Source organism: Archangium violaceum Cb vi76 (assembly GCF_000733295.1).
Classification (GTDB): domain Bacteria; phylum Myxococcota; class Myxococcia; order Myxococcales; family Myxococcaceae; genus Archangium; species Archangium violaceum.
Map to the genome: position 1 here is coordinate 19015 of NZ_JPMI01000090.1, position 25553 is coordinate 44567.

Consider the following 25553-nt stretch of genomic DNA (forward strand, 5'->3'; position numbering starts at 1 on the left):
GGGCCGGGGGGCCCTGTCACGCCGAGGGGGTTCGCACATGAAGATGCGTCGACTGGTGGTCTCCACCGCGCTGGCGGTGGTGCTGGGGGGCTGTCCCACGCCTCCGCCGAATCCGGACCCGGACCCGAATCCACCCGAGGAGCAGGGGCCCTTCCTGTCCGACACGCCGCTCTGGGTGCTGGAGGCGCCCGCGTCGCTCCGGCAGTCGTGCTTCGGCAGCTCCATCGCGCTCGGGGACGTGAACGGGGACGGGAAGAAGGACCTGGTGGTCGTGGCGCCTCCGTGCTCGTCGATGACGGGCAAGGGCTCGCTCGTCCTCTACGCCGGCAATGGCTCTTCCTTCTCCGAGCCCATCATCGCCGAGCTGGACTGGCAGAACCCCACCCCGACCGTCAGCGGGCGCGGCAGCGTGGTGTCCATCGGAAACGTGAATGGGGACGGCTTCGCCGACATCCTCGTCCGCTCCCAGTCCGCGGGGACGCTCGTCTTCGCGGGCAAGGCGGACCTCGGGGCGGTGCTCCAGGAGCCCCTGTTCCGCGTGCCGTTCATCGGCGTCCACTACGCGGCCCTGCTCAGTGATCTCGATGGGGATGGGCTCGATGACCTCGTCGTCAACCAGGCCTCGACACGGCGGACCAGCATCTACCGCGCCACGCCCGGTGCGGACGCTCCGTTCACCCTGGTGAGGACGTTCATGGACCGGGCGACGCGGACCCTCCGGGTGGGGGACCTCGATGGCGATGGGACGGGAGAGTTGCTGCTCGTGACGGCGGCGGGCTCCCAGCTCTACTCCGGCTGCAAGGTGGAGGAGCCCGGGGTCTGCGAGGGCGGGCTGCGCGTCTCGCCCACCTGGACGGCCCCCGAGTCCCTGCTGGCGTTGTTCCCGGACCAGAACGGGGATGGCCACCACGAGGCCGTGTTGGGCTACCAGGGCCGGATGGCGGTGCATCTCGTCCAGCCGGGAGGCGGCATCTCCCCGGCGCCCATCTGGAGCATCTTCGCGGACCCGGCATACCCCGGCTTCAATCAGTCGTTGGCCCTTTCGCAGGTGGGGGACCTGGACAAGAACGGCCAGGAATCCGAGTTCGTGCTGAGCGCGTTCGGGCGCCTGTACGCGTTCTTTCCCAAGCAGGCGCTCTCCGCCGAGATGCGTCCGGATTGGGCCTGGCCGAGGCGCGACTCCGTGGGCCCGGAGTTCCCGGGGCTCGTGAGCTTCGCGACCGTGGGCGCGGGAGATCTCAACGGGGATGGCTACCCCGACTTCCTCGCGGGCCTGGCCCCGCCGGTGGACCAGTTGACGCCGACGATGCCGCAGCGGCCGGGACGGGTGGTGGCGTATGGGGGAGGCAAGGTGCCGTCCCTGGAGCCCGCGCCCTTCCTGCGGCTGCCCGCCGCGTGCGGACTGTCGAGCAGCGGGGGCAAGCCGGACATGACGGTGGACGCGGATGTCATCTCCCGCTCGGTGTACATCGAGCGGCGCGACTTCCCGGAGACGGCCTGCGAGGTGGTGGAGGGCTGCGTGGGTGCACCCGGAAACCGCCGGCTGCTGCGCTTCAGCGTGTCCATTCCGAACCTGGGCTCGGGCTCCGTGCGCATTCCGCCCCCCGAGACGCGGCCGGACCTCTATGAGTTCGACTCGTGCCACCAGCATGAGCACCTGGTCGGGTTCGCCAGCTATGAGCTGGTGGACTCGGGCAACGCGGTGGTGACCGTGGGCCGCAAGCAGGGCTTCTTCCTGGTGGACCTGGTGCCCTACTGCGGAGACGCGCCGCCCCCGTTCCTCGATCCCGAGGGCGCTCAGGGCATCTCGCCGGGCTGGGCCGACGTGTACGCCGGGGACTACCCGTGCCAGTGGCTGGACATCACGGATGTGCCGGATGGCACGTACGCGCTGCGCGTCGGCGTGGACAAGAGCGACATCGTCGACGAAGAGGACGTGCATCCCAACTCCGTCGACGTGCGGGTGAAGATCTCCGGCACCACCGTGGAGATCGTTCCGTAGAAACGGCCCGTGCTCCGGGGCTGCACCCCCGGAGCGCCCGGGACCTGGCGGGCACTACCCGCTACGGAGAGGCTGTACAGCCGCAGCCGCAGTCATCGGAGAAGGCGGACTGGCCCTCGGGACAGGTGAAGCGGATGACCGCGCACTGCTCGGGATCCTGCGAGACGTAGGTGCGGGCCGGATCGTCGTAGTTGCACGCGTTGGCCATGCAGCCGCAGCCGCAGTCGTTGAAGAAGGCGGACTGGCCCTCGGGGCAGGTGAAGCGGAGGGCGGCGCACCTGGCGGGGTCGCGGTTGACGTAGGTGTAGCCGGGCTCCTTGCCGGTGCAACTCTTCTTTTCCTCTCCGGTGGCCTGGCAGATGCCACCGCAGTCGCGGCCGCCCTGGTTGGGGTCGCAATCATCGTTGGGATCGTCGACGCAGGTGAGACCCTGGGCGCAGGGGATGCCCGCGAAGCCACCGCAGAATTCACCGTCCTGCGCTTCCGTCAGGGCCGCTGTCTGGCCGGCGGCATCGGCCGTGGGGATGCAGCCCGAGCCGAGAAGGGCGATACCCGCGACCAGTACCCAACGGGGAATGAGACGTAGGGGCATGAGAACTCTCCTTTACGAGACAGAAATCGGCACGGAGAGTGCGGTTTGGGGGAGGCGGGCGGGCAGGCCCTCCGTGAGCAGGTGGGAGGGGGTTGTCCGTCGAGGCGGTGAATTTTCCTCGGGAGTCCCTTCGAGGTAGATGGGCGAGGACATGGCCAGCCGGACGATGAAGCTGAAGCAGAGCACGGGCACCACGGGGAAGGTGAAGCAGGCGAAGCAGACGACCACGGGCAAGTCGCGCCAGGTGGCGAAGGCGCCCGCGAGTGGCGGATGGCTGAGCCGGGTGCTGATGGCGGTGTTCCTGGTGCTGGTGGTGTTCGCGTCCTACGAGTACGCGAGCCTGCCGTCGGCGGAGCCGTTGCTGAAGCAGAACCCGAAGCTGACGGCGCTGATGGAGCAGCGCGCGGAGGAGGCGCGGGAGGCGGGCCAGAAGCCGAGGCGCCGCCAGCACTGGGTCGGGCTGTCGAGCGTGTCGCGGCATGCGATCGACGCGGTGCTGCTGTCGGAGGACGCGAGCTTCTACCTGCACGAGGGCGTGGACACGAAGGAACTGGAGAACGCGCTGGAAGACGCGGTGCGCAAGGGGAAGCTGGGGCGGGGCGCGTCGACGATCACCCAGCAGTTGGCGAAGAACCTCTGGCTGTCGACGGACCGGAGCCTGCTGCGCAAGGGCAAGGAGTTGATCCTCGCGCACCGGCTGGAGGAGTCGCTGCCGAAGAACCGGATCCTCACGCTGTACATGAACGTGGTGGAGTGGGGGAACGGGGTGTACGGAATCGAAGCGGGGGCGCGGGAGCACTTCGGGGTCTCGGCCTCGGAGCTGACGCCGGCGCAGGGGGCGATCCTGGCGTCGATGCTGCCGGCGCCGCGCAAGAGGTCGCCGTCGTCGGGCTCGAAGGCGCTGAAGAAGCGGGCGCACTGGGTCATCGAGCAGATGGAAGTGGTGAAGCGGCTCAACGCGGAGCAGGCGAGGGTGGCGCACGCGGAGATCGATCGGATCCTCGATGGGATGCAGCCGCAGGAGTCCGAGGACGAAGCGGCAGGCTGAGTCCAATCACCCATTTATTTTCCCGCGCCTCCTCAGTCTATTGGCCAGCGTAATCATTCGATCTCAAGTGGGGCAGCTCCGGTGAGTACGGGCCGCGATGCCCTCCATGGCGCCGGGAAGGGCCCGCCAAGCCTCGGAGACTGTCCCGGGGTCTCCCATGCCCCGGGCCCTCAACAACGCTCTACGGGGCTCCTGCGATTTGTGTCCTTCACCCGAGCGCCCAGCCCCAGCCGGTCACGACTCCGGGGACGGACTGTCGAGGCCCCTTAGCTGTTCCTCGGCCATCCGCCGGTATTGCGGCACGATCTCCACGGCGAGCACGTCACGCATCTGCTGGCGCGCACCTTCGACGTCACCTGAGTCCCGTAGGCTCGTCATCCGGTACATCGAGCGTAGGAACCGGCTTTGGGCCTTCCGGAAGCGAGAGAGGATCATCCCCATCAGGGCCTCGGCGCCTTCCGGGCTCTTTAGGGCTTCTTCGGTCTCGGCTTCGGTGATGGCTGCCGTGGGGGCGGTCTGACGAACAAGGGCGCGCAAGTCGTCGGTGATTTCCAGGGGGTGACCCTGCTGGATGCGTTGCGCGAGAACGGCGAGCTGTTGCCGGTCGTGAAGGTCCGGATTGATCCGCCCGGTCGCGAGCACTTCCGAAAGCCCGGTCAATTCGTCGAGTAGGATCTTGGCCTGCTCCCGGTAGAAAGGGACGATCTCCACGGCGAGCACGTCACGAATGACTTGCTGTGCCCCGTCCAGGTCCCCTTTCTCTTGAAGCTCCTCCACCCGGTCTTCGGCCTTACCGAGTCGATTCGATCCATCCCGGATGCGTTGGCGAATCTCCCTTAGCAGGGTCGTTGCGGTGGGCAGCCCGTGCAGAGCATCTTTCGCGTCCTGCTCGCTGATGGCCACCTGCTGAGCGGTCCGCAAAAGAAGGGCGCGCGTCTCGTCGGTGAGTTCCAACGGGATACCGTTTTCGTGAACGTCACGAGACAACTCCCGCACCTCGTCCCAGTCCGTCTCTTCGGTCATTTGCGCACCTCCACCTACTCTTTTCCGTGGCACTTCTTGGAAGGCCACTCATGCTGCCCCTCACACAAGCGCAGGCAGTCGTGGCAATTGCCCGTCCATTTACGATCCTGGCACCTGTTGTACTTGCGAATGCAATCCTGTTTCCACTCGGGCAGAGCATCGTTGTTGGAGTAGTCGTCATCGTCAGCATCGGAGCCAGCGCGCACAGCCCGGAGCACCTGATCAACCTCAGATTGCGTGGCTCCACAGGCGCCCACTGGGTCGTGCGGATGCTTCTTGATGCAGCAGGTCATTGTTGAGTCACCGGGGCGGCAGTCCATCGTGGCCGCTTGCGCCAGGAGGATGGGGCGCTTCGACGTACAGTGCGTCCCACCGGAACAGGTGGAGTGCGCCCTACTGGCCGAGCAACCGGACGCGAACAGCCCCCAAAGCAAGGCCACACCCACGAACACAACGGAAGTCAAGTGTTTCATGCGGCCAGCGTAGAGCAGTCTCTTTTCGAGATGCTACGACGGGTCATGGCTCGGGGGTCTGGCCGCTCGCGCACCTTATCTGGTAGGTTAACCCGCGATATGCGGAACCTCTTACCTCCCCGGTCTACCCTTCTTCTCGTCCTCCTGGCGTCTGCGGCCATGGCTCGTGGACGTGATGTCAACGTGCGGAGTGCCTACATTTTCGGCCGCCATAAGGAGCGGGTGGATCGGCTGTACGTGACCCCCGATGCGGCAACCATCCTCCGGTTCCAGCAGCCCTGCGATGCGGCAGGAACGAAAATGATTGGGTGGGAAGGTCGCTTCGAGCCGGTGGCGTGTGCCGGGAAGAGGGTGCTCATAGAGCCGATCCAAGCCCTTGAGCCAGAGGACCGATTCCTACTGGTCGTGAGGCTCGCGGATGGGACCGAAGTGCCATTCACCTTGATGGGTGCCACAAGGAAGGAAGGAGAGTGGCCAGACCAACAGGTGAACGTCTTCTTTGAACCGGATACCCGCGAAGCACTCAACGATCAGCTGAAGAACGCACGCGAGAGGGAAAACGGTCTCCTGGATGATGTGCGCCGGTTCTATCGGGAGGACACGCCAGACCATGCGCTCGCAAAGCTCGTAGCATTGGGGGCCATCAGACAGACTCCGTTTAGGCTAATAAAGAAGCGCGTCATTAAGAGCGAAGGCGAGGAGACGACGGTCCGAATCTACAAGGGCAAAGCAAAGGCTGCGGTCTTGTTCACCGTAACGAACCATGACCCATCGAAGCCGTGGAATCTGCTTGAGGCTCGGCTAGTGACGATTCGCCCGGGTGAGGACCCGGAGCCCTACGTTTTCGGTGACAAGAAGCCCTTTGCCTTGCGTGCTGACCGGGACGAGATTGCCCCCGGTGAGTCCGGAAACGTGGCAATCGTCGTGGACCGGAGTGCGTTCAAAACGGAGAACGGGAACGCGGAATTGATCTTGGAAATTTACCGCAAGGATGGTTGGAGGCAGGCTTACGTTGTTCTAGATGAACGCCTCACGCGCTAGTAAGAGCGCACATTATGTCAGCGAATAGAGCACCCCTACTCCCCTTTATTGGCCTGATTCTTACGTCTCTTGGCTGCCCGTCGGCGGGAGTGCCCCTGAGAGCGGATGGCACCCCTGGTCCGGAGAAGTGCCCGGAAGAAGCCCTGAAGACGATGCGGATTCTTCGGATGCACGTCAGTGATGCTGCGGACGTGGAACTCGACGCGAACCAGATTGGAGCGAGGCCCGTCACGCTCTATGAGGGGCCGGTCGAGAGCGTGCTTGACGGCACGCTTGGCACGCTTGAGCCCGCCACACGGCTTTACGGACGGGTGTGGACGAGTGGACCACAGGTTGTCGTCCGGTACTACGAGGCGAAACCACCGGATGGAGATACCGTGCCCATTTGCGCGGTTGCCCGACTTGGGGATGGTCAACTCAGGAAGCGCCCCGAGTCGAAGCCCGGGACGGCCATTATCGAATTCTCCAACGCCTCGGTCTTTGTGGTGGACTCGTTCCGTTGAGCCGACCCACCGGAACACCCTGCCCGAACGCCCCCACCCGCCACCCGGTCGGTTCACCTCGGGTGCGGGTCCCGTGTAGTTGCGGATGTAGCTTCGTGCGCCAGAGGGGGCCTGAATTTATGCGCTTCGAGCCCCCATCAATTCGACCTAAGGAGGCACGGAAGAATAAATGTTCCAATTGGGTTGGAGCCCAGCCCGGAGTGGCAATTGCTTTCGGAATACTCTTTCTTCCGAGCCCCCTAAGTACCTGAAGCCACTGGAGAACCCTTTTTTCACCCACTAAGGACCCTGGCGTAAATTAGTTGACCAACTTCCAGGCCCGCCGCACAGCGGGCCAATGCCATACCATTGGGAGTTTTATTTACGCCAGGGTCCTAAGAGAGGGACGGGGTGAGGGTATCGAGGTCCCCAGGTTCACCTCCGCGTGAACGGAAACCCGTGCCCCAAGCGGCTACACTGTAAATCATGCGCACTCGCCGCGTCGTGGGCCTGGGGCTCTTGTTCATCTCGATGGTGCTGGTGGGGTCCTTCCTGGCGCCCGCGGTGGCGGAGCCTTCCCCGGAGCGGGTGGTCGCGATCGTGCCGTTGGGCGAGGTGCGGCAGGAGTTCCTGGACAAGGTCCAACAGGAGCTCCAGTCGCGCATGAAGGTGCGGATCCGCATCGATCCGGCGCGAGAGCTCCCGCAGGAGGCCTGGTACGCCCCGCGAAGCCGGTGGCGAGCGGATCGCATCCTGGAGTGGCTGGATGCCAACCCACCACCGGAGGGGGCGTGGAAGGTGGTGGCGGTGACGGAGGCGGAGATCTCGGCCACGAAGGGGAACATCCTCGACTGGGGTATCGCGGGGCTGGGGATTGTCGGTGGGCCGAACTGCGTGGTGTCGGCGCACATCTACAAGAAGCACAGCAAGACGCAGGAGGCGCTGCTGCGCCGGCTGGGAGATCTGGCGGTGCACGAGTTCGGGCACACGCTGGGGTTCCCCCATTGCGAGGAGAAGGGCTGCGTGATGGCGGACGCGAAGGGCAAGGCCATCTCGTCCGCGGACGCGAGCTCGGGGCGTTACTGCGCGAAGTGCCTCGGGGCGCTGCCCGCCGAGGAGCGCGCGCTGGTGAAGTAGAGGCTCACCTCTCGCCGAGCAGCAGCGGCAGGATGTGCTCGGCGTGCCCCAGGAGCTCCACGTCGAAGTCGGGGTGGCGGGGCCGCATGGGCGTGAGGTTGACCAGCAGGGTCCGAGCCCCCGCGTACTTCGCCCCCCGGACGAAATTGGAAGCGGGGGACACCGTCCCGGACGTCCCGACGGCCAGGAAGAGGTCGCACTCACGCAATGCGTGTTTGGCCTTCCACTCGGCATCCACGGGGAGCGGCTCGTCGAACAGGGTGATGTCGGGCCGGAGGGGCTCGCCGCAGAGCGTGCACACGGGCGCTCGCGTATGCGCGGCGGAGTCCTCGAACGGGGCGAGCGTGCAGCGCGCGTTGGTGCAGCGGGTGCGCCGCAGCGAGCCATGGAGCTCGACGACCTCGCGGCTCCCCGCCCGCGAGTGCAGCCCATCCACGTTCTGGGTCAGGAGGGTGAAGGAGCCTCCGCACCGCCCTTCCCACCCGGCCAGCGCGAGATGGGCGGCGTTGGGCGCCGCGGTGCGGACCTGCTCACGCAAGGGACCGAAGAGGGACCAGACGCGCGAGACATCGCGGGCGAGCATGCCGGCATCGGGAATCTCCTCCAGGTCTGGCCGGGTCCACAGGCCGCCGGGGCCGCGGTAGGTGGGGAGCCCCGAGGCCACGGAGATACCCGCCCCGGTGAGCACCACGACGTGGCGCCACGAGGCCGCCTGAAGCCGCGTGCGCAGCGCCACCACCTCGGCGTCGCTCGTGAGGGAGTTCGTCATGGCGGAAGTCTACGGCTCCGCCAGCCCCTGGGCGAGCAGCGCGAGCCGGGTGACGATCTGCTCCTCCGAGGGCGGAATGACCGCGCTGACCGAATCCAGGAGATGGATGCGCAGACCGTTGCTCCTCAGCCAGGCGATCAGCTCGTCGACGTTGATGGGATCGGGCCGGACGAGGAACTTCCGGGCGATGGGCACCCGGGACAGGTACAGCGCCTCGAGGGAGGACAGCTCGCTCTCGGGGCCGTCGTAGACGGGCTCGGTGTGCTTGAACCAGGGCTTGATGTCCTCGAGGAGCCATTGGACGCGGGTGCTCTTGAAGCGCTCGAGCTTCAGGAACTCCTCCAGGTGGTTGCGCTCCAGGAGGATGCAGTCGTCTCCAGCGCACCACGCCTCGATGCTGAGGTGATGGGCCAGGAGTCGATGCTGGCGCCGGCAGTACTCGCGGTGGGGATCCATGGACATGTCCGTGCTCTCCTCGTCCTGACCGCTCAGATGGTGGGGGCGCTGGCCGGAGTCTCGAGCCGGGCCCGGGCCTTGTCGCGCAGGCGTACCATCTCCGGCCAGCCCCCGGCAGCCGGAATGAGCGGCTCGCCGATGGAGAGTGTGAACTGGCCGGGGCGTTGCAGGCGCGAGCCCGGACGGAGGAGGCGCCGCGTGCCCTCGAGATGGATGGGGATCACGGGCCGCCCGGCCTCGACCGCGGCCTTGAAGGCCCCCAGCCGGAACGGGAGCAGGGCGGGCCCCTGGGCGCACGTGCCCTCGGGGAAGATGAGCAGCGAGGTGCCCCGCCGGAGCACTTCCGTGACGTGCGCGGCGCCCTCCACTCCATGGAGCGTGTCGAAGCGATCCACCGTGAGGTGACCGGCCCGGCGGACCGCCGCGCCCACCAGGGGCCATGCGCGGACCTCCTGCTTCGCCACCGCGCGGAAATCCACGGGCAGGGCCGCGAGGAGGACCACCGAGTCCACATAGCTCACGTGGTTGGCCACCAGCACCCACGGCCCGGAGCCGCGCAGGTTCTCGAGCCCCTCGACGCGCACCGGGCACCCAGCGGCCCACAGCATCCAGCGCGCCAGCCGGCGCACCAGACGAGCCGTGGGAGGCCCCGGGCGGACCACCACCAGCCCCACACAGAGCAGCAGCGCCGTGAACAGCATCACGAGGCACAGATGGACGGTGTAGAGCGCGGAGCCCACCGTGCCGGCCACCCGGCCTCCATGCGCCCGCAGGTGCGCCCCGGCCAGCCGGACGTACTGGAGCAGCACCGCGCGCCTGCCTCGCGAGAGCTCATCGCGCACATGGGCCTCCCGGGTGGCGCTCCGGCGGATCTTCCCGCTGGACGTCTTCCGCACCGCACCGGGAGGGGCCAGCACCACCTCGTCCGGCGGCAGGCCGAGCACCGCCGTCACCCGATCGATGATCGCCGCGCGGAGCCGCTCCCGGGCCTGTTCTCCGCGCTCGCGCGTCTCCGCGACCACCACGAGCCGCTCGGTCCCGAGCTGTTCGCTGGGCAGACCGAAGGCGGCCACACAGCCCTTGCGGATGCCGGGAAGGTCTCCCACCGCCTCCTCGAGCTCCGTGGGGTACAGGTTGCGGCCGGCCTTGATGATGAGGTCCTTGCACCGCCCGGTGACATACAGCTCCCCCTCGGCCAGGTAGCCGAGGTCCCCCGAGTCCATCCACCCCTCGTGCAGGATGGCCCGGGTGGCCCCGGGGTCGTGGAAGTAGCCCGACGTCACCGAGGGCCCCCGGAATTCGATCCGTCCCTCCACCCGCTCGCCGAGCGGGCGTCCCGCGCCGTCCACGATGCGCACCTGATAGCCCGGGAGCGGCCGGCCGCAGGAGACGAAGCGCAGCGGAGCTTCCCCCTCGTACACGGGCCGGGCCTCGCGATGGCGCGTGAAGTGCTCGCGCTCGATGGCTTCCACGCGGGGCGGCCGTCCCACGGGCGGGAAGGTCAGGGCCACGCCAACCTCCGCCAGGCCATACGCCGGGAACATCGTGCCGGGCCGGAAGCCGTGCCGGGCGAAGCGCCGGGTGAAGCGCTCGATCGTCTCCGGGCTCACCGCCTCGGAGCCATTGAGGGCCACGCGCCAGGAGCCCAGGTCGAGTCCCTCCAGCTCCGCGTCCTCCACCTTCCGGACGCACAGATCGTAGGCGAAGTTGGGCGCGGCGGAGAGCGTGCCCCGATGGTGGTGCACGGCGCGCAGCCAGCGCGAGGGGCGCGCGAGGAAGGCGAGGGGGGAGAGGAGCGCGAGCGGAATCCCGTAGTAGAGCGGCATCAGCCAGGAGCCGATGAGGCCCATGTCGTGGTACAGCGGCAGCCAGCTCACCGCGACGTCCTCGGGCTGGATGCGCAGCGACTGGCCGATGGCGCGGATGTTGGCGAGCAGGTGCTCGTGCGTGAGCAGGACGCCCTTGGGGGCACCCGTGCTGCCGGAGGTGTACTGGATGAGCGCGGGGTCCGAGGGCTCCAGCCGCACCGGCGGAGCCACCGCCTCCTTCCAGTCCAGGCCGGCGGGCGTGACGGTATGCCGCAGGGAGGGCACCCGGGCCTTCAGGAGCGTGCCCACCCGCTTCGCCTCGTCGAAGGTGATGAGCACGCGCGCCCCGGCATTGCGCAGGATGCCCACCTGCCGCTCGACGTACTCCTCGAGCTGATCCATCCGGAAGGGCGGGTAGAGGGGAACGGGGAGCCCTCCGGCGAGCAGGATGCCGAGGAAGCACGGGAAGAAGGCCCGCTCGGTGCGCAGCATCAGTCCCACGGTGTCCCCATGCTGGAGCCCCTCGTGGAAGAGGGCCGCCGCCACGGCCGAGGCCGAGGCCCACAGCTCGCCATGGTGCAGGGGGTGCTCCGAGCCGTCCTCCTGGCGCAGGAAGAGGTGGGGGCGCTCCGGGTGATGTTCCGCATGCCAGCGGAGCACGTCCGTCAGGAGGCGTGCCGAGTCCGGCGCGGCCATGCCTGGCGTCAGCGGAGCCTGGGGAGGGGAGAGCCGCTCCTCGGAGAGGGCGGGCACCGCCGTGGCGACGGCCCGGGCCAGGTCGCGCGGGGTGGAGGCGCTGGCCACGAGCGGATCCGGCAGCACCACGCCGAAGCGCTGCCCCAGCCGGAGCAACAACTCCACCCGCTCCAGACTGCCCAGTCCGAGGTCATGATCCAGCGAGTCGTCCAGGCCGATCGCCTCCCCGGCACGCGGTGGTGCCAGCTCGGCCACGAGCGTCCCGACGACGTCGAGCACGGCGCGCTCGAGCGCCTCCGGATGGACAGGAGTGCCTTGGGGGAGCATGGGCCAGCCTCCACGTGTTTCAAGTTGGGGGCGTGCTCCCGGGCACCGCACCCCCTGTCTTCCAGCGGGCTCGACGCAGGGCCCGGGGGTTGGCGCCAGAACAGGCGCGGGCCGAGTCCCTCGTGCCTCCGGGGGGCGGCCGTTGCCTCGCTCGACGGGCGTGTTTAAGCGGGAGAGCTCCTTCCTGGAGGTCTTCCATCATGCTGCATGCCCCACTCCTCGGCCGTGTCCTGCTGCGCTTCGACGCTGGCAAGGAGGAACTCCACGAGGATCTCTCCGCGGCGGTGTTCTCCGCGGATGGGAGCCTCTGGGTGGCCTCGGACGAGCACCACTCGCTCGAGCGCTTCTCTCCGGTGAATCCGCGCGTCTTCGGCGAGCACCAGCACTTCGTGATGGCGGACCTGCTCGGGGAGGAGATCCGCGAGGAGGTGGACATCGAAGCGCTGGACTTCCAGGACGGGCACCTGTGGTTCGTGGGCTCCCACAGCGCGAAGCGCAAGAAGCCCAAGGGCAAGGCGATGGTGAAGGACTTGGAGCGGCTGGCCACCGTGGAGCACGAGCCCTGGCGTTTCCTGCTCGCCCGTGTGCCGCTGCCGGAAGCCGCGTCAGGCGCCGCCCGTCCGGCGAAGCTCAAGCGCGCGGAGGGCCGGGAGGACTCGGGGGTGAACGTGCTGGTGGAGATGCTGCGCCAGGATCCCCACCTGGGGCCCTTCCTCGCGCCCGCCTCGCCGGACGATCCGGATGGCGCCCTGGCCATCCCCAGCAAGGACAACGGGCTGGACATCGAGGGGCTCGCCGTCCATGGGGACCGGCTCTTCCTCGGGCTGCGGGGCCCCGTGCTGCGGGGCTACGCCGTCATCCTGGAGATGGAGGTGGAGGAGGTGGGCGGTGGCCTCCTCGCGCCCCGGCGGACGAAGAATGGCCGTGCCTACCGCAAGCACTTCGTGGACCTGGATGGTCTGGGCATCCGCGAGCTGTGCCGCCATGGGGAGGACCTGCTCATCCTCGCGGGGCCCACCATGCCGGTGGACGCTCCCATCCGGCTGTTCCGGCTGCACAAGGGGCTGCTGCTCACCGGAGACACCCTCCACCCGCAGGAGAAGGGCGTGTTGGAGCCGCTCTTCGATTTGAAGGAGGCGAGCAGGGACGACAACGCCGAGGGCGTGGCCGTGTTCTCCTGGTTCGAGCCCAATGACTCCGTGCTCGTCGTCTACGACACGCCCTCGCCGCAGCGGTGCTACGGGCCGGACGGGGTGCTCGCGGACGTGTTCCGGCTTTGAAGGACATGAACCCCCTCGCCGTCCACGCGGGTTCGCGCATGACGGTGGGGAGCGTCACGGCTGCCGCGGTGGAGGTGCTTTCGGAGCGCTGTCCTCCCCGTTCTCCTGGAGCTGGGCCTGCGTCTGGGGCCGGTTGTCCTGCTCGAAGAGCGAGCGCAGCTCCTCCCGGAACTGCTGCGACGTCTGGATGAGCTTCTCCTCGTCCTGGGACACCGCGTACTGCTTCTGGAGCAGTTCCTGATCGTACTTGCGGAAACGCTCGATGATGTGCCGGGCCCGTCCCTCGTCGAAGCCGAGCCCCTGGAGCACGAAGCAGGCCATCTCCAGGCTCGACAGCAGCGTCTCCCGGTTGAGGATCTTCACGCCCTCGTCCATCAGCCGGTAGGCATGCGCGCGGTTGCGGGCCCGGGCATAGACGGGGAGCCGCGGGAAGTTGGCGCGCACGAGCTGGGCCGTGCGCACCGAGGCGTCCGGGTCGTCGATGGCCAGCACCAGGAGCTTCGCCTTGCCCGCTCCCGCGGCGCGCAGCAGATCCAGCCGCGAGGCGTCCCCGTAATGGATTTTGTTGCCGTAGCGGCGCAGGAAGTCGACCTGTTCGGGGCTCACCTCCAGCGCGGTGAAGCCGATGTCCAGCATGTTGAGCACGCGTCCGATGATCTGCCCGTACCGGCCAAAGCCGGCGATGAGCACCGGCTGCTGCTCCGCGTCCTCCAGGTGATCATACTCCGCGGGCACGGCCCGCCTCAGCTGGCGCTCGACCAGGCGGTCATGCAGTGTCAGCAGCAGCGGCGTGGCGGCCATGGAGAGGGACACCACCACCACGAGGTGCTCGGTGAGCTCGCGGTCCATCACCCCGGCGGAGGCGGCGGCCCCGAAGAGCACGAAGCCGAACTCGCCGCCCTGGGCGAGCGCCAGGGCCATGATGCGCCGCCCCTGGAGCATCAACCCCATGGGCCGTCCGAGCCAGAAGAGGACCGCGCCCTTGAGCGCCATCACCCCCACCACGCACGTGGCGATGAGCAGCGGCCGCTGGATGACGAGCCCCAGGTTCATGGACATGCCCACCGCGATGAAGAAGAGCCCGAGCAGCAGGCCCTTGAAGGGCTCGATGTCCGCTTCCAGCTCGTGACGGTACTCGGAGTCCGCGAGCAGCACGCCCGCGAGGAACGTGCCGAGGGCCATGGAGATACCGGCGAAGTTCATCAGGAGCGCCACGCCCACCACCACCAGGAGGGTTGCGGCGGTGAAGAGCTCCTGCAACTGGGTGGAGGCGATGAGCCGGAAGGCGGGGCGCACCAGGAATCGTCCGCTCAGCACCACCACGGCCAGCACGGCCGCCACCTTGAGCAGGGACAGGAGGATGCCCTGGCCTCCGCCGTCCGTGTCCCCGGGCCGCTCGGAGAGCAGGGGAATGAGCGCGAGCAGGGGGATGACGGCGAGATCCTGGAACAGGAGGATGGCGAAGCTCTCGCGGCCGTGGCGGGCGGTGAGTTGCTGGCGCTCGCCGAGCAACTGGAGGGCGATGGCCGTCGAGGACAGGGACAGACCGAGCCCGGCGATGAGGGCGGCCTTCATGGACAGGCCGAGCAACATGCCCGCGCCCGTGAGCACCGCGGCGCTGAGCGCCACCTGTGCCAGACCGAGCCCGAAGACGGAGCGCCGCAGCGCCCACAGGCGGGCGGGTTGGAGCTCGAGGCCGACGATGAACAGGAACAGCACGACGCCGAACTCGGCGAAGTGCAGGACGTCCTCGGGCTTCCCGACGAACCCCAGGCCCGAGGGGCCAATGAGGGTGCCCGCGGCCAGGTAGCCGAGGATGGAGCCGAGCCCCAATCGCTTGAAGAGGGGCACCGCGATGACCGCGGCGATGAGGAAGACGGCGACTTCGTTGAGGATGCTCATCCGTGGAACTCCGGGGCCGCGACCGCCCAGGTCTAGGAGGCTCCACGGGTCATCGCAAGGACCAGGAAGCACTTCCGCTCACTGCTTGAATGCAGCGGCCACATGACGCAGGCTGTCCGCCGTTCCTCCCTTCGACAGGACCTGTCCGCGATGCTGCCCGTACTCCTGGCCGTGCTGCTCTCCCAGGCCCCGACCGCCCCCTCCCGTCAGCAGGGCGTTCCCATCGGCCAGGGCAAGACGCTGCCCACCGTGCGCCTCACCGCACCCTCTGGCGGCTGGACGGTGGACCGCATGCTGCTCGTCGAGGGCACCGTGAGCGACACCACCATTGATCCGGTGGTCATCTCCATCAACGGCGACCGCTACCTGATGCGCACCTTCAGCGGGCGCTTCAAGCGCAAGTTCCCCGCGGCCAGCGGCAAGAACGTCGTCACCCTCATGGCCACCAATCAGGCCGGTACCGCGCGCGCCCAGGCCACCAGCTACGCGCAGATTCCTCCCGTGCCCCTCAAGGCCATCCTCACCAGCGACACCCAGGGCGTCTACACCGACCTCCACATCTACGAGCCCACCCAGGACAGCGTCTCCACCCCCAAGGCGGGCGAGGGCCCGGTGCTCGATCTGAAGAAGATGGGCCACGTCTACTGGGCCGACACCAACAGCCCCAGCGGCGGCACCTTCTACCTCAACGAGCAGGGCGACTCCTTCGACGACCCCGCCTACGGGCCCTACCTCTACGTCCACCGCGCGCCGCCCAAGGGCCTCTACCTCATCGCCACCAACTACTGGCCCAGCGGCGACAAGGCCCACACCGTGGCCACCCTCAACGTCGTCCTCTACGAGGGCACTCCCCAGGAGTCGCGCCGCATGGTGCGCATCCCGCTCGCCACCCCCGGCACCACGCGCGTGCTCGCCTGGATCAACGTGCTCGGCGACGGCAAGGCCGAGGTGTACGTGCCCTCGCAGGACCCCGCTCCCAAGGGCCCCTCCTGGCCCCGCAACCTGGACTCGGCCGTCAAGACGCTCACCAGTGGCGGCGTGGACTCGGAAGGCTGAGGCTCCCGGTTCGCCATGAGTGCGCTGTTCCTGCTCCTGATGCTCCAGGCGGCCACGCCCGCTCCCGCCGAGGCCCTCGAGACGCTGCTGCGGCGCGAGGTGGCCCAGGTGGCGCTCGCCCAGGTGCGCCGCATGGATCCGGCCTGGCACCCGGACCAGCGCGACTGCGCCGGCCTGGTGCGCTTCGCCTTCCGTGGCGCGTACCGGCGCTTCCGCCCCGAGCGGCTCGCCTCACCCCTGTGGCTCGATGACAAGGGCCGGCCCGGTGACTTCGCCGACGCCGAGACGCTGCTGGCGCACAGCTTCGTGCCGCTCGGCCGCGACGAGGCCACGCGCGAGTCGCTGCGCACGGGAGACCTCGTGGCCTTCCGTCAGGAGCGCGACGCTGGCCCCATCTTCCACCTGATGCTCGTGGTGCGCCCCGAGGACAAGGCGCACGCTCCCACGCGCATCGTCTATCACCCGGGCGACAAGGGGGCCGCGGTGCGCACCGGCGTCCTCCAGTCGCTCGTCACCGAGGCTCCGCTGGAGTGGCGCCCGGTCCCCCAGAACACCGCCTTCCTCGGCTTCTTCCGCTTCAAGGAGTGGATGCGATGAACCCTCCGTCTCCCGCGCCGGGCGCACCGCCCCCGGCACCCTCCGGGCCTCACAAAAAGGCCCTCCTCCTGGGCATCGGCATCGTCGTGCTCATCGTGGTGGCCCTGATCGCCTTCTTCATCGGTCGCGGCACTTCCGCTCCCGCGAAGGGTCCGCGGGCCCAGGTTCCCTCCGGGCAGCCGGGCACGTCCGGGTCCGCACAGAGCTCGGTGCTGCAGGCCCTGCCTCCCGCGCCCGGCAAGCCGGGGCAGATGCAGGTGCCCACCGAGCCGGTGCGTCCGGCCCTCTGGGTGGACGTCTACGCGCCGGGCAAGGTGCGCGAGGCGCTCACGGGCAATGCGTGGGTGAAGGAGCAGCTCCAGAAGCCGCTCGGCAAGGGTTTCGCGGGCGGATGGGCCCCGTTCCTCGACACCCGCGGCGAGGAGCTGGGGGCCGGCTTCAAGGGCGCCGTGTTCGACGTCGTGGCCGGACAGTTCCTGGCCGCCCCGTTCCGCATGGTGTGGTTCTCCGGGGAGAACCGCGCGGGCACGCCCGCCATCATCGTCCCCGAGCCGGGCAACACCACCATGGCGGCCTTCGACTCGATGAGCCAGGTGGTGCGCCGCAACGAGCTGACGGCCGCGACGTGTCCGGGCGGGGAGGGGGAGGCGCCCTCGGAGGGCTTCACGCTGCAGCGCTGGCTCATCGCCGAGCAGGCGCTGTGGGCCGCGCGCACGGATGACAAGCTGGTGTTCGGCCGGCACCCGGCGGTGGTGCTCCAGGGCCTGTGCGAGGGGCACCTGGATCTCGAGGCGCCCCAGGGCGTGGACGTGGAAGTGGGCTTCGCTCCCGAGCCGCTCGGCCGCGAGGCGCAGCTGCTCACGCATGTCATGGGCATGGCCAACGGCATCCGGCTTCAGTTCGCCGTGGAGGGCAACCGGCTCGTGGGCCGTGGCATCTCCGGGCCCGTGGCGGACGAGCCCCGGCTGGACAGCGCCCCGCTCTCGGACGAGCTGCTGAAGCTCATCCCCGAGGAGACGCCGGTGCTGCTCGCGCTCCAGCTCAAGCTGCCCGAGCAGTTGGACAAGGACTCGCTCAAGGCCTTCTGGTCCGGCAAGGGCGCCGCGGTGCCGCTGCGCACGCGTCAGGTGGCGATGGTGTGGACGCCTCGGGGCGATTCGGAACTGCCCACCGAGGTGGCGCTGTTGTGGGGCCGGCCCGAGGACGCGGCCGCGCTGGGGCAGTTGTTCTCCGGGCCCAACAGGATGGAGTCCTCCACGCTGTGCGGACACCACGTGCTGGCCTCCACGCAGGACGTGCTCGCGCGGCTGCGCAAGGCGTGCGAGGGACAGGGGCCCAACCTGCTCAACGCGGCGGCGCCGGTGGTGCAGGGGCTGCGCGCGCCGGGTTCGGTGTCCTTCGGCGTCAACACCGGGCGGCTGCTCGGCACGCTGATGGCGGATGGGTACTGGGCGCAGGTCAGGGAGGCGGGTTCGAGCAAGCCGCAACCGCGCGCGGCCCCGCCGGAGATCGAGGCGGCGCGGCGTGATCTGGAGACGCTGCCGTACATGGGTCTGCGCGGCACGGTGGATGGCAACAGGCTGGTTCCGGGAGGGTTTGGGTCATGAGGTATTCCGCTCGCATCGCGGTGCTGGCCGCGCTGGTGTGCGCTGGCGTGGCGGCGGCCAAGCCGCTCTACATCACCGTTCCCCGGGCCTACGGCAGCAGTGAGCCGGTGGCCGTGGACGTGGCTTTCGAGAACAAGGGGCCCGTGGAGCTGCGGGTGCTCGAGCCCGCGGACACCGACGCCTTCATCCGCGCCCAGGGAGACGTCCGGCGCGCCTGGCAGGCCCCGCCCACCACGGCGAACCCCGGCAACGCGCTCAGCCGTGGCCTCAACGACGCGCACTCGCCGGGCTCGTTCCTGCTGTTCGCCCTGAACGAGGACTTCCGCAAGTCCGTGGCGCCGGGCCTGCCCGCGCGTCCGCCCCCACCTCCGGGCCGTCCGCTCGCCCTCGTGTCCGAGGGCGCCGCGAAGCTCGTGGGCGTGCCCGCCGGTTTCTCCGTGGTGCGCAGCCAGTGGTTGAACCTGGACCTCGGCGGCTCCGATCGCGAGTTCAACGTCCCGGGCTTCGACACCTCGTTCTACAGCAGTGGCTTCGAGGAGCGCCGCGTGACGCTCCCGCCGCTGCCGGTGGGCACGTACATCCTCCAGCTCGTCCAGGGCCGCGTGGAGGGGCAGGTGGTGCTCGTCGTCACGGACCTCACCGTGCAGCTCAAGCAGACGGACGGACAGGTGTTGGTGCGCGTGGCGGGGAGGGACCAGAAGCCGCGCGCCGGGGCACAGGTGCAGGTGTACCTGTCCTCGGGCAAGGGGCCCGCGGGCACCACGGACGACAAGGGCGAGGTGACGCTGGCCGTGCAGGAGCCGCGCCTCATCGCCACGGCGACGTCGGGTGGTGACACCGCCATCGTGGACACGGACTTCTACTCGTCGCTGGCGGTGGCGCCGGACGTGTTCATCTACAGCGACCGGCCCATCTACAAGCCGGGCGACGAGGTGAGGTTCCGCGGCCTGGTGCGCCAGCCGGACAGCTTCCTCGCGCGCCTCTTCACGCCGCGCCGGCGTGACGTGGCGGTGAAGCTCGTCTCGGCCGAGGGCCGGGAGATCCGGACGAACGCGAAGGTGGACGAGTTCGGCAGCTTCAACGGCACGCTGAAGGTGCCGGCGGACCTGGGCACGGGCGTGTTGCGCGTGATGGCCGAGCTGGACACGCAGCCGCACCAGGGCGAGGCGCGCGTGCAGGACTACGTGAAACCCACCTTCTACCTGGAGCTGCAGCCGGAGAAGGAGACGGTGGTGCCGGGCGAGACGCTGCGGGCCACGGTGAGGGCGCGGCGGTACGCGGGCGGAGTGCCTCCGGGAACGAAGTACGAGGTGTTCCTCTACCGCTCGCTGCTGGACGCGCCGGCCTGGGTGGATGACGCGGGCCTGGGGGGGCAGGGGAGCGCGGTGACGTACGGGAGCGCCTCGTCTTCGGAGGGCCGGCTGAGCGTGCCCGAGCGCCTGTACTCCACGGTGGCCGAGCGCGGCGTGGAGGAGGATCCGTGGGCGAGCGCCGCGACGTTCGACGCCAACGGTGACGCGCGGATTGAAATCGCGGTGCCCGCGCTCAAGCCGGGCGAGGAGCGGCTGCCGTACCGCTACACGCTCACCGTGCGCGCGCGGGATGATCAGCAGACGTTCGCCAACGCGAGCGCCGCCTTCTTCCTCTCGAAGGTGGAGGTGCTGGGCAGCACGCGCTACTCGGCGGCGGTGGTGAAGAAGGGGACCGAGGCCACGCTGGGCATCCGCGCCACCACGCTCTCCGGCAAGCCCTACGGCGCCACGCAGGGCGAGGTGGAGTTCGTGCTGCGCAAGGCGGATGGCGGCGAGAAGAGCCTGGGCAAGAAGAGCTTCACCACGGCGGCGGATGGCACGTACCGCGAGAAGGTCCCCACCTCGGACGCGGGCGCGGTGGTGGCCCGTGTCACGGTGAAGGACAAGGGCGGCGAGGCCTGGACCGGTGAGGACCAGTTGCTCGTCATCGGCGAGGCCTCGGAGCCGGTGGCGCAGGTGCCCAACCTGACGCTGGCGTCGCTCTCGGGCACGCTGGAGCCGGGGGACACGGCGCAGCTCGTGGCGTTGCTGCCGGACAGCTGGGGCCCGGGGGGCTCGGACGAGGGCCCGGTGTGGGTGACGCTCACGGGCTCGGGCGTGTACGGCACGAGGTTGGTGGAGCAGAAGGGCCGTACGCTGGTGCATGCCTTCGAGGTGGAGAAGCGCTTCGGCAGCGCGGTGTATGCCTCGGTGGCGTACCCGACGGCCTCGGGCCGCTGGGAGGAGCGCACGGTGGGCTTCCGCGTCATCCCCTCCGAGCGCACGCTCTCCGTCTCGTTGCAGCCCCGGCGCGCCGAGGCCACGCCGCTCACCGAGCAGGTCATCGACGTGCGGGTGACGGACCACGAGGGCCAGGGCGTGGTGGCGCAGCTGTCGGTGGGCGTGGTGGACAAGGCCGTCTACGCCATCCAGAACGAGTTCCGCCCGAAGGTGCTGGACTTCTTCTACCCGGTGGGCCGCAACAACGTGGCCACCTTCTTCTCGGCCGAGTTCCAGGGCTACGGCTACGGCGAGGCCCTGGCGCGGAAGATGGCGGGGCTGCCGGATCATGCCTTCGCCTCCATCAAGCCGCCCACGCGGCAGGCGAAGGACCTGGACCGGGACACGGCGTACTGGAGCCCCACGATCGTCACGGACCGGGACGGGCGGGCGACGCTGCGCTTCAAGCTACCGTCCAACCAGACGCTGTGGGTGGTGACGGGCGTGGCGGCGGACACCTCGGGCCGCTTTGGCGAGTCCACGGCCGAGTTCGCCACGCGCGGCGGGCTCAACCTGTACGCCGCGCTGCCTCGGTTCCTCCGGCAGGGGGACGAGGCCCTCGCATCGGTGCGCCTGTCCGCGGGCGAGCTGTCCAAGGGCAGCCAGTTGCTGGACGTGAGGCTCGCGGCGGCGGGGGTGCTCGAGTCCTCCGAGGCGACGCAGAAGGTGGAGCTGGGCCAGGGCGGAGAGCAGGTGCTGCCCATCACCCTGAAGACGAAGGGCCCGGGCTCGGCCGAGCTGGCGGTGGAGGTGACGGGCGGCAAGGAGCCCTTGCGTGACAGGCGCGCGGTGGCGGTGCGGCCGGCGGTGCTGGAGGAGCCGGTGAAGGTGTCCCAGTGGGGTGGCGGCTCGCTGGCCCTGCCCGCGGCGCAGCGCGCGACGGTGTCCGAGGTGCAGCTGGTGTTGCAGCCGTCGCTGGTGGACGCGGCGCTCTCCAACGTGCGCGAGCTGCTCACGTACCCGTACGGGTGCCTGGAGCAACTGGTGTCCACCACGGTGCCCAACGTGGCGCTGTACCAGACGCTGAAGAAGGCGGGCTCGCTGGAGTCGCTCGACACGGACAGCCAGTCGCTGCTGGCCGAGGCGCGTAGCCGCTCGGTGCAGGGCACGGCCCGCATCCTGGAGATGTCCGTGCGCGGCGGTGGCTTCACCTGGTTCAGCGGTTACAGCACGCCGGATCTGCCCATGACGCTCATCGCCCTGGACGGGCTGGCGTACGCGGTGGAGGCGGGGCTGGTGGACCGGAATGATCCGCGCATCACCGAGAGCATGCGCTGGCTGGAGGCCCAGGAGGGGCTGCCCTTCGAGTGGGACGCCACGCGGGCCTGGGTGCTGGCGCGGCTGGACGGGGAGCGGCAGGCGGCTCGGGTGCGCGCGCTGGTGGAGGCCGCGCAGCCGGGAGACCTGTACCCGCTGGCGATGGCGGTGCTGGCCGCGGAGAAGTCGGGCGTGATGAAGGAGCCCGCGCTGAAGGGCCGCATCGACGAGCTGGTGGCCCGGAGCAACGAAGGCTTCGTCACGCTGGCCAACCTGCCCGCGCCGAGCGAGGCGCTGTGGCGCTACCCGCTGCGCCGGGTGGGCCTCACCGCGATCCTCGGGCACGCGGCGTCCTTCGGGAAGATGGACGTGGACAAGGCGCGCCGGCGGTTGCTGGAGGCGCTGACGGAGCCGGGGCTGTCCACCTTCGATCGAAGCACGGCGCTGCTGCACTCGATGTGGCTCATCGAGCGCGACGCGAAGGAGTTCCGCAAGCTGGCGCCGCCGGAGGTGAAGGGAGCGAAGGGCCCGGTGCGCTTCACGCCGCGAGGCATGGGGCTGGTGGCGACGCTGGAGCCGGGGACGCGCTCGGTGGACGTGGCGGACTTCGCGGGCGTGGCGACGCTGCGGGCCACGGCGGCCACGCCGCTGGCGGAGGTGAAGCCGGTGGCCGAGGGCATGAGCCTCCAGCGCGTGTACTACGTGCTGCGCGAGGGCGGGCGGGTGAAGCTCGAGCCGGGCGTCAGCGTGAGCCAGGGCGAGGAGGTGTACGTGGAGCTGACGCTGGATGCGCGCGGCGACAACCGGAACCGCTCGGCGTACTACGTGCTGGAGGACGCGGTGCCGGCGGGCTTCGTGCCGCTGGTGGAGGACAAGGAGTTCCGCGGTCCGCCGCACGCGCTGCCGCTGGCTCCCGAGGCTCTCAAGCGCCGCTCGCTGAGCCCCGAGCGCGCCACGTTCTTCTTCGAGGAGCCGGCGTGGTGGAGCGACAGTCCGCGCACGGTGGGGTACGTGATGCGGGCGCAGTTCGCGGGCACGTTCTCCGCGCCGCCGGCCTTCATCGAGGACATGTACGTGACGAGCATCCGCGGGCGCACGGGGACGGACGTGCTGAAGGTGGCGCCGTCCCAGCGCAGCCCGGGCGACGTGGGTCCGGGCGGGTGGTGAAGCGGTGATGGGGTGGGCCGCCATGACGGTCGCCATGCTGGCGGCCACCCCCGTCTTCCTCACGAGGGGAGACGTGACGCCCGAGGCGGAGCTGCGCGCCGAGGCCGAGTCCACGTGGAAGGCGCTGGAGGCGCGCTACGTGGCCGAGGCCGGCGGTGCACCGGGCCGGGCGCCGATGAACATCTCCCTGCGCCGGGGCGTGGGGATGTTGCCCTCGCGCAATGGGCAGGGGCGGCCGGGCACGGTGGAGCTGCGGCAGGAAAAGCCCGGCGTGCTGGATGAGCGGTTGCGCGTGGCGCTGCGGCATGAGCTGGCGCACCAACTGCTGTGGTGGGCGTGTCCGGCCTCGGCGGAGGACCGGCTGTTCCACGAGGCCTTCGCGTTGGCGGTGAGCGGGGAGCTGGCCGAGTGGCGGGAGGCGCCCTACCAATCACTGACGAGCGCCTCGGCGGAGCTGGCGCGTAACCCGGACGTGGACACGCCGCGAGCCCGGCGGGCCCTGGCGCGCGTGCTGAACGAGAGCACGGGCTTTCCGAGAGCCCTGACGCGCCGGCTGAGGCAGTGCCAGGACGGGGCCCGGTGGGCGGTGCCGCTGTCGGTGGACGAGCTGGCCGGGGTGGCACAGGTGGTGGCCTCCGCCACGGTGGTGCTCAGCCGTCACTCGGGCGAGGTGCTGTTCTCCGAGGGGGACATCCGCACGGCGATGCCGTACGGCTCGACGCTGAAGCCCTTCGTGGTGGCCGGGAGCGGGGGGCCTCCGCCGGTGCTGTCTCCACGAGCGGAGGTGCCCGAGTGGGTGTGTGGTGAGCGGCTGCCCGGGAAGGTGGACGCGAAGACGGCGCTGGTGCGCTCGTGCAACGGATACTTCCTGGACTGGGAGGGGCAGGGGAGTGCGCCGAGGGCCTTCGGTCCCTGGGGCGCGGTGCTGGCCGCGGTGGGGCTGTCCGGCGAGCCCCTGGACATGGCGGATGCCATCGGACTGCAATCGACGCTGCGCCTCTCGCCGTGGGGGCTGGCCCAGGCGTACCGGCTGTTGGCCGAGGCGCGGCCGGACCTGATGGAGGTGCTCTCGGGCAGCGCCGCACGCGGGACGCTGTCCGAGCTGCCGGCCTCGAAGGATTACGCGGGCGTGGCGGCGAAGACGGGGACGGTGCGCGACGCGGAGAGCCGGCCGAGGCTCGGGTGGATCGTCGCGGTGGATGGGGACATGGTGGCGGTGGTGGCTCGGCCAGGGAAGATGCCGCGCGCCTTCGCGCACGAGGTGCCCGAGGTGTTGGCGAAGGTGCGCAAGAAGCGGAGCGGGCTGGAGGCCGCACGGGTACAGGTGATGGGACTGGTGCAGCCGAGCGCCATCGAGGTCCGGTGCCAGGGCGCGGGGTTTCTCCTTGAGCAGGGCACGCCAAGAGCCGTCCCCGAGGGCTTCGCGAAGCTGGAGCCGCTCGTACAGATAGGGGCGATGGTGTGCCTCGGGAGCCCATGGCGGGTGCGCTTCCCGGATGCGCCCGCTGGCCGCGATTACGCCGGCATCTTCACGAACTCTCCGCCTCCTCCCTACAAGCCGCCCGCCGGAGTGCCCACGAGCCCGAATGCCCTCAAGGCGCGGAGGGGCTCGGATTTCCTCTTCCGCACCACGCGCCTGCAATACACGGCGGGAGTGGTGGCGGCGGAGGATGCGTCGCTGAAGGGTGAGGCGAGGGTGGCGCTGGCGCGCGTGGTGGCGCACAACGAGCGGCATGCCCACAGCCGCCACGCGGGCCGGCCGGTCTGCGACACGACGCACTGCCAGGCGTTCCTCGGGACCGTGCGCGTGCAGCCCGAGGAGGAGCGGGCGCTCGCGGCACCGCCCTTGCGTTGGCGCGAGTGGCTGCCGTTCTCACAAGGAGGCCAGGAGCCGTGGAGTGAGACACGTCCGCGCGAGCGGGTGGACTCTCTGCTGGGAATGGGCGTGACGGCGGTGCGCTTCGCGGACGGGCGCGTGCATTTCCTGCGCACGAGGCGGGAGGGAGGCGCTGTCTTCGACGCTGCGGAATCGCTGCCGTGCGAACTCTTGCGTTCAGCGCTGAAGCTCCCCGCCTGTCCACGCACCGCCCACTTCGGGGACAGGGAGGTCTCGTTCGAGGGGCGGGGCCAGGGCCACGGCGAGGGGCTCGACGTGGAGGCGGCGAAGGAGAGCAGCCTCGATTCCGGGCGGATCCTTGAGCGCGCCTACTCCAGGTGAGGCAACCCGTTCCGTGGGGGAGCCACGAAATCGGGGCAGGTTCATCGTTCTCTCCGTCCTTGGAGGCCGGGAGTACCATGGCGAAGTGACTGACGCGCAGCCCACCATCACAGACGAGGTCGAGCGCTATCTCCGCACTGGCCACGCCGACCTGCATCTCACCGCGTGGCCGGGAGGTTTCCTCGAGCATGCCCGGCGAGCCATCCGAAGCCTCTCGTTGTCGAGAGTGACGTGACGAACCTCGTGCACCCGTCTGTTCCCACACATGCTCCCTCTAGCTCTGCTGGATTTATACATGAGGGCTAGCACCATGGATCAATGGAA

Annotated in this window: 18 protein-coding genes; 12 read left to right on the forward strand and 6 right to left on the reverse strand. The window is 69.4% G+C overall.

Annotated features, from left to right (window positions below; all coding sequences use genetic code 11):
• Nucleotides 1–37 precede the first annotated feature (37 nt).
• On the forward strand, nt 38–2002 hold the full coding sequence (locus Q664_RS14395) for a lysyl oxidase family protein (protein ID WP_043394761.1): 1965 nt from the start codon (nt 38–40) through the stop codon (nt 2000–2002).
• A gap of 61 nt (nt 2003–2063) precedes the next feature.
• Here Q664_RS14395 and Q664_RS60000 read toward each other — a convergent pair whose 3' ends face one another.
• Complete coding sequence (locus tag Q664_RS60000) at nt 2064–2594, reverse strand: hypothetical protein (protein ID WP_052518089.1); 531 nt, start codon at nt 2592–2594, stop codon at nt 2064–2066.
• 139 nt (nt 2595–2733) lie between these two features.
• Between Q664_RS60000 and mtgA the strand changes: the two genes are divergently transcribed.
• On the forward strand, nt 2734–3642 hold the full coding sequence (mtgA, locus tag Q664_RS14410; RefSeq protein ID WP_235216701.1) for a monofunctional biosynthetic peptidoglycan transglycosylase: 909 nt from the start codon (nt 2734–2736) through the stop codon (nt 3640–3642).
• A 234-nt stretch (nt 3643–3876) separates the two neighbouring features.
• On the opposite strand, the gene Q664_RS14415 is transcribed toward mtgA, so the two are convergent.
• Nucleotides 3877–4665, reverse strand: coding sequence for a DUSAM domain-containing protein (locus tag Q664_RS14415; protein ID WP_043394764.1), 789 nt, complete (start codon nt 4663–4665; stop codon nt 3877–3879).
• Between the two features lie 50 nt (nt 4666–4715).
• Between Q664_RS14415 and Q664_RS59050 the strand changes: the two genes are divergently transcribed.
• The 4 genes from Q664_RS59050 to Q664_RS52085 all read left to right on the forward strand — a co-directional run bounded on the left by Q664_RS59050 (nt 4716) and on the right by Q664_RS52085 (nt 7798).
• The gene (locus Q664_RS59050; RefSeq protein ID WP_160174405.1) at nt 4716–4964 is read left to right on the forward strand and encodes a hypothetical protein; all 249 of its coding nucleotides are present in this window, start codon (nt 4716–4718) and stop codon (nt 4962–4964) included.
• A gap of 273 nt (nt 4965–5237) precedes the next feature.
• Complete coding sequence (locus Q664_RS14420) at nt 5238–6179, forward strand: DUF2381 family protein (protein ID WP_043394766.1); 942 nt, start codon at nt 5238–5240, stop codon at nt 6177–6179.
• 167 nt (nt 6180–6346) lie between these two features.
• Entirely contained in the window at nt 6347–6682 is a 336-nt protein-coding gene (locus Q664_RS14425; protein WP_326938698.1) for a hypothetical protein, read from the forward strand.
• A gap of 465 nt (nt 6683–7147) precedes the next feature.
• Complete coding sequence (locus Q664_RS52085) at nt 7148–7798, forward strand: archaemetzincin (RefSeq protein ID WP_052518091.1); 651 nt, start codon at nt 7148–7150, stop codon at nt 7796–7798.
• Nucleotides 7799–7802: 4 nt separating this feature from the next.
• Here the strand turns inward: Q664_RS52085 and Q664_RS14435 are convergent, their stop codons facing one another.
• From Q664_RS14435 to Q664_RS14445, 3 genes are read right to left on the reverse strand one after another with little or no spacing between them, the layout of a single operon-like run.
• Nucleotides 7803–8567, reverse strand: coding sequence for an SIR2 family NAD-dependent protein deacylase (locus Q664_RS14435; RefSeq protein WP_052518092.1), 765 nt, complete (start codon nt 8565–8567; stop codon nt 7803–7805).
• A gap of 9 nt (nt 8568–8576) precedes the next feature.
• A complete protein-coding gene (locus tag Q664_RS14440; RefSeq protein ID WP_043394770.1) occupies nt 8577–9029 on the reverse strand; it encodes a hypothetical protein in 453 nt (150 codons plus the stop codon).
• Between the two features lie 26 nt (nt 9030–9055).
• Nucleotides 9056–11854 carry an AMP-binding protein gene (locus Q664_RS14445; RefSeq protein WP_043394772.1) on the reverse strand — a complete coding sequence of 933 codons (2799 nt, stop codon included), beginning with the start codon at nt 11852–11854 and terminating at the stop codon, nt 9056–9058.
• 200 nt (nt 11855–12054) lie between these two features.
• Between Q664_RS14445 and Q664_RS14450 the strand changes: the two genes are divergently transcribed.
• Complete coding sequence (locus Q664_RS14450; protein WP_043394774.1) at nt 12055–13134, forward strand: DUF3616 domain-containing protein; 1080 nt, start codon at nt 12055–12057, stop codon at nt 13132–13134.
• A 54-nt stretch (nt 13135–13188) separates the two neighbouring features.
• On the opposite strand, the gene Q664_RS14455 is transcribed toward Q664_RS14450, so the two are convergent.
• On the reverse strand, nt 13189–15036 hold the full coding sequence (locus Q664_RS14455) for a monovalent cation:proton antiporter-2 (CPA2) family protein (RefSeq protein WP_052518093.1): 1848 nt from the start codon (nt 15034–15036) through the stop codon (nt 13189–13191).
• Nucleotides 15037–15186: 150 nt separating this feature from the next.
• On the opposite strand from Q664_RS14455, the gene Q664_RS14460 reads away from it, so the two are divergent.
• From Q664_RS14460 to Q664_RS14480, 5 genes are read left to right on the forward strand one after another with little or no spacing between them, the layout of a single operon-like run.
• The gene (locus Q664_RS14460) at nt 15187–16092 is read left to right on the forward strand and encodes a DUF2135 domain-containing protein (RefSeq protein WP_043394777.1); all 906 of its coding nucleotides are present in this window, start codon (nt 15187–15189) and stop codon (nt 16090–16092) included.
• Nucleotides 16093–16107: 15 nt separating this feature from the next.
• Entirely contained in the window at nt 16108–16689 is a 582-nt protein-coding gene (locus Q664_RS14465; protein ID WP_043394779.1) for a DUF1175 family protein, read from the forward strand.
• Complete coding sequence (locus Q664_RS14470) at nt 16686–18296, forward strand: hypothetical protein (protein ID WP_200883702.1); 1611 nt, start codon at nt 16686–16688, stop codon at nt 18294–18296. The genes Q664_RS14465 and Q664_RS14470 overlap by 4 nt, the downstream gene beginning before the upstream one ends.
• Nucleotides 18293–23011 (forward strand): MG2 domain-containing protein, encoded by a 4719-nt coding sequence (locus tag Q664_RS14475; protein ID WP_043394783.1) that lies wholly within the window; start codon nt 18293–18295, stop codon nt 23009–23011. The genes Q664_RS14470 and Q664_RS14475 overlap by 4 nt, the downstream gene beginning before the upstream one ends.
• A gap of 7 nt (nt 23012–23018) precedes the next feature.
• Nucleotides 23019–25229, forward strand: a complete 2211-nt coding sequence (locus tag Q664_RS14480) for a SpoIID/LytB domain-containing protein (RefSeq protein ID WP_043394786.1) — start codon at nt 23019–23021, stop codon at nt 25227–25229.
• The last annotated feature ends 324 nt before the right edge of the window (nt 25230–25553 follow it).

Excerpts from the sequence above, each read along its gene's own strand:
- Q664_RS14395 (WP_043394761.1), top strand. The coding sequence starts at position 38 with ATGAAGATGCGTCGACTGGTGGTCTCCACCGCGCTGGCGGTGGTGCTG.
- Q664_RS60000 (WP_052518089.1), bottom strand. The coding sequence starts at position 2,594 with ATGCCCCTACGTCTCATTCCCCGTTGGGTACTGGTCGCGGGTATCGCC.
- mtgA (WP_235216701.1), top strand. The coding sequence starts at position 2,734 with ATGGGCGAGGACATGGCCAGCCGGACGATGAAGCTGAAGCAGAGCACG.
- Q664_RS14415 (WP_043394764.1), bottom strand. The coding sequence starts at position 4,665 with ATGACCGAAGAGACGGACTGGGACGAGGTGCGGGAGTTGTCTCGTGAC.
- Q664_RS59050 (WP_160174405.1), top strand. The coding sequence starts at position 4,716 with ATGCTGCCCCTCACACAAGCGCAGGCAGTCGTGGCAATTGCCCGTCCA.
- Q664_RS14420 (WP_043394766.1), top strand. The coding sequence starts at position 5,238 with ATGCGGAACCTCTTACCTCCCCGGTCTACCCTTCTTCTCGTCCTCCTG.
- Q664_RS14425 (WP_326938698.1), top strand. The coding sequence starts at position 6,347 with ATGCACGTCAGTGATGCTGCGGACGTGGAACTCGACGCGAACCAGATT.
- Q664_RS52085 (WP_052518091.1), top strand. The coding sequence starts at position 7,148 with ATGCGCACTCGCCGCGTCGTGGGCCTGGGGCTCTTGTTCATCTCGATG.
- Q664_RS14435 (WP_052518092.1), bottom strand. The coding sequence starts at position 8,567 with ATGACGAACTCCCTCACGAGCGACGCCGAGGTGGTGGCGCTGCGCACG.
- Q664_RS14440 (WP_043394770.1), bottom strand. The coding sequence starts at position 9,029 with ATGTCCATGGATCCCCACCGCGAGTACTGCCGGCGCCAGCATCGACTC.
- Q664_RS14445 (WP_043394772.1), bottom strand. The coding sequence starts at position 11,854 with ATGCTCCCCCAAGGCACTCCTGTCCATCCGGAGGCGCTCGAGCGCGCC.
- Q664_RS14450 (WP_043394774.1), top strand. The coding sequence starts at position 12,055 with ATGCTGCATGCCCCACTCCTCGGCCGTGTCCTGCTGCGCTTCGACGCT.
- Q664_RS14455 (WP_052518093.1), bottom strand. The coding sequence starts at position 15,036 with ATGAGCATCCTCAACGAAGTCGCCGTCTTCCTCATCGCCGCGGTCATC.
- Q664_RS14460 (WP_043394777.1), top strand. The coding sequence starts at position 15,187 with ATGCTGCCCGTACTCCTGGCCGTGCTGCTCTCCCAGGCCCCGACCGCC.
- Q664_RS14465 (WP_043394779.1), top strand. The coding sequence starts at position 16,108 with ATGAGTGCGCTGTTCCTGCTCCTGATGCTCCAGGCGGCCACGCCCGCT.
- Q664_RS14470 (WP_200883702.1), top strand. The coding sequence starts at position 16,686 with ATGAACCCTCCGTCTCCCGCGCCGGGCGCACCGCCCCCGGCACCCTCC.
- Q664_RS14475 (WP_043394783.1), top strand. The coding sequence starts at position 18,293 with ATGAGGTATTCCGCTCGCATCGCGGTGCTGGCCGCGCTGGTGTGCGCT.
- Q664_RS14480 (WP_043394786.1), top strand. The coding sequence starts at position 23,019 with ATGGGGTGGGCCGCCATGACGGTCGCCATGCTGGCGGCCACCCCCGTC.